This window comes from Sulfurimonas sp. (assembly GCF_032250635.1).
In the GTDB taxonomy this organism is placed as follows: Bacteria; Campylobacterota; Campylobacteria; order Campylobacterales; family Sulfurimonadaceae; genus Sulfurimonas.
The window spans coordinates 1-3,105 of the sequence record NZ_JAVVFL010000229.1 but is presented as its reverse complement, the minus strand read 5'-3'; the positions used below and the strand labels follow the sequence as shown (position 1 = coordinate 3,105).

4 protein-coding genes are annotated in these 3,105 nt (G+C 39.4%); 1 reads left to right on the top strand and 3 read right to left on the bottom strand.

Translation table 11 applies throughout. The features are described 5' to 3' along the window. A partial coding sequence (locus RQ763_RS11055) for an NAD(P)/FAD-dependent oxidoreductase (protein WP_314153026.1) occupies positions 1–973 on the top strand: 973 nt, incomplete at its 5' end. Positions 974–977: 4 nt separating this feature from the next. Here RQ763_RS11055 and cysS read toward each other — a convergent pair. Genes cysS through RQ763_RS11040 form a run of 3 tightly spaced genes read right to left on the bottom strand, consistent with a single transcriptional unit; the run spans position 978 to position 2,942 of the window. Continuing rightward, positions 978–2,378, bottom strand: coding sequence for a cysteine--tRNA ligase (gene cysS / locus RQ763_RS11050; protein ID WP_314153025.1), 1,401 nt, complete (start codon positions 2,376–2,378; stop codon positions 978–980). A 13-nt stretch (positions 2,379–2,391) separates the two neighbouring features. Beyond that, complete coding sequence (locus tag RQ763_RS11045) at positions 2,392–2,697, bottom strand: CcdB family protein (RefSeq protein WP_314153024.1); 306 nt, start codon at positions 2,695–2,697, stop codon at positions 2,392–2,394. After that, on the bottom strand, positions 2,697–2,942 hold the full coding sequence (locus tag RQ763_RS11040) for a type II toxin-antitoxin system CcdA family antitoxin (protein ID WP_314153023.1): 246 nt from the start codon (positions 2,940–2,942) through the stop codon (positions 2,697–2,699). The genes RQ763_RS11045 and RQ763_RS11040 overlap by 1 nt, the downstream gene beginning before the upstream one ends. Between the last annotated feature and the right edge of the window lie 163 nt (positions 2,943–3,105).

Sequence of the window (3,105 nt, the reverse complement as noted above, 5' to 3'; positions counted from 1 at the left end):
GAAGGCTACTTCCATTGAGTTTGATGAGCAGCAGATAAAGACGACAAATAGTTCAATACCTTACGACTATCTCATAATCGCAACGGGAGCCAAAACAAACTTCTTCTCATTTATAAAGGGCTTAAGAGAGCATAGCTACGGCGTGAAAAAGCTGCAAAGAGCTTACAACTTTAGAATCGAGTTTGAAAATCTTATCTATAAAAAGCTCTTAAATGAAAAAAGCGGCGAAGATATAAATCTGGTTATCGGAGGAGCAGGTCTCAGCGGTGTTGAGGTTGCTGCGGAGATGGCTCATGTCATAGAGGTGTATAAAAAAACGATAGGTGCGAGAGTAGAGAGCATAAAGATATATCTCATAGATGCAAGCAAGAGCATCCTGCCGGGAATGAGTGAGTTTTTAATCAAGAGTACGCAAAAAAGGCTAGACTCTTTGGGGGTAAAGACGTTAAGAGAGACATTTATAGAGAGCATGGATGATTCATATATCTATTTCAGAGACTCTCAAAAGTTAAAATATCATTTTATGATCTTTACAGGCGGCATAAAAGCATCCGAACTCAACGACTCTTTGGATGTGCAAAAGAACAAGATCTCTCAGTTTTTGGCAAATAGCAGACTAAATATTGGCGATAGAGAGAACGTTTTTGCCATTGGAGACTGCGTAGAGATTAAAAATGCTGCGGGAGAGATACTTCCTCCAACCGCGCAAACGGCTGAGAGGAGTGCGGAGTATGTGGCAGACGCAATAAGAAAAAAGATAGACAAACAAGAGATAAAACCCTTTAACTCCAGCGTTCTTGGTGTGTTTATTGCTCTTGGCGGCGAATACTCTGCCGGAGAGCTTTTTGGTTTCATAAAAGTAAGCGGGTATACGGCTTATCTTCTAAAAAAAGCTATAACCAAAGCCTACTATCTAGGACTTCGTTTTCGCATAAATGCAGGCTATAAAAAGAGAACAAACAAAGAGATATAAAGGGTTATATCTTCTCCCAAAACGTGCCTTGAGGCGTGTCCATAATATTCACGCCCAAAGAGAGTATCTCATCGCGGATTTTGTCTGCCGCTGCAAAATCTTTTGCCTTTTTTGCTTCATCTCTTTGCTTGATTAGTTCATTGATTTTTGTTTTTGTCTCTTCGTTGACTCCCCATTGAAAGTACTCGTAAGGATTTTTAGCACCAAACCCCAAAACCTCTTCGATGTAGGCAAGGTTTGAGAGCGTTTCTTGTTTAAGCTCCTTATGTTTACCTGCAGTATCAAGAGTCTCGTTTGCATGTGAAATCATCTCATCTATCAGTGCAAGAGAAGCAGAGACGTTTAAATCGTCACTCAAAGCCTTTAAAAGCTCCTCTTTAAATGGAGTCTTTGCATCTTCATAAGTCAGCCCAAACAACCTTTTTTTCAGCCTGTAAATCTTGTCTAAACGCTTTTTTGAAGCTACCAGATCCTCTTCATTGAAGTTGAAGTTGCTTCTGTAGTGCGTACTTAAAAGGTAGAAACGCAGAACCTCACCGTCGTAAACTTTCAGGGCATCTTTTAAAAAGAAGCTGTTTCCCAAGCTTTTAGACATCTTTTCGCCGTCTATGTTTACAAAACCGTTGTGCATCCAGTAATTTGCGAGTGCATGGTCTGTTGCGCATCTTGTCTGCGCCGCTTCGTTTTCATGGTGAGGAAAGAGCAGGTCAGCTCCACCGCCGTGAATATCTACGGCAAACTTTCTGCCTTTATGTGCCAAGTGTTTCTCTATCATGGCGGAGCATTCAAGATGCCATCCGGGACGACCTCTGCCAAAAGGGGAGTCAAATGTTACGCTACCGTCTTTGACGCTTTTCCACAGAGCAAAATCTGCACTGTTTTTCTTCTGCGATGAGCTCTCTACGCGCTGTTTTTTATCATCTTCATCTTGAACTCTGCAAGAGAGTTTTAGGTACTCGCTGTCGCTTGAGGTGTCAAAATAGACATCGCCCTCATCTGTTTTGTAGGCATGGTTGCTATCAAGAAGTTTTTGTATCAGCTCAATCATAGCCTCAAGCGATTCAGTAGCCTTTGGCTCAAGATTTGGGCGTTTTACGCCAAGCTGTTCCATCTCTTTGTGGTAAGCGTCTGTATAAAAATCTGTTATCTCTTTTATCTCTTTACCGCTTTGGCTCGCTTTGTTGATGATCTTATCGTCGATGTCCGTAATGTTTCTTGCATAAGTCACGTCGTAACCGTTAGCCTTTAAAACACGAGTTAAAAGGTCAAATACCAGAGCACTTTTTGCATGCCCCAAATGCGCATCGTCATAAACGGTAGGACCGCAGACGTAGAGCGAGACTCTGTTGTCATCTTGAGGGATAAACTCCCGTTTTGTTTTTTGTACTGAATCGTAAATTGTCATTAAATTGTTTCCTTTAAAAGCCGGTTATCATAAAGTCTACTGCCGAGATTATCTCTTCTCTTTTATCTGCCACTGAGCAGACAAATTCACCTAAACTGTCTATGGACACACCCGCCAGCTCTGCTGTAGACATGGTTACTTCCAAGCCACCTACGCTAAATATCGGGTTTAATATTTTTGCAGGCTTCATATTTAAGACCAAAGGCACAACAGCTCTTGTTGAGAGGCTTTTGAGTATGTCATTTTGAATATCGAGTAAAAACGGTATCTCTTTGTTTGTTTTTGGATTTTTATTTCTGTATATGTCAAATTGAGCCATTAAAAACTTCTTATATCATCACTGAAAGTACCATGCTTGGAAACTCTTTCATTATAACTTTTGATAGATGTTTTGTTTTGCGCCTCCCAATTTTGCATCTCTTTTTCTTTTATAAGTTCAATAAGTGTTTTTTCTAAAGAGTTGGATATATTTATGTGAAGTTCTTTTGCTTTCTTAAGCAGATCAGAGTTTATACTAAGGTTTGTTGCTTTTTTCTTTGCATGTGAATCGTAAAGCGCTGTCATCTGTATCTCCTATGTGTATAAAGTATGTGTATGATTATAGCATATCTAATTATGAATAGTAATTGTTGTTTGCTTTATTTTTTAACGGTTGAATTAAAGTTTTGTTAGACTTTTAATAAACTTCTTTTCTGTAGGCTATTCTAATCAAAGTAATAACTAAAAT

Bases quoted from the DNA above. Each gene is read 5' to 3' on its own strand.
- RQ763_RS11040 (WP_314153023.1), bottom strand. From the start codon at position 2,942: ATGACAGCGCTTTACGATTCACATGCAAAGAAAAAAGCAACAAACCTT.
- RQ763_RS11045 (WP_314153024.1), bottom strand. From the start codon at position 2,697: ATGGCTCAATTTGACATATACAGAAATAAAAATCCAAAAACAAACAAA.
- cysS (WP_314153025.1), bottom strand. From the start codon at position 2,378: ATGACAATTTACGATTCAGTACAAAAAACAAAACGGGAGTTTATCCCT.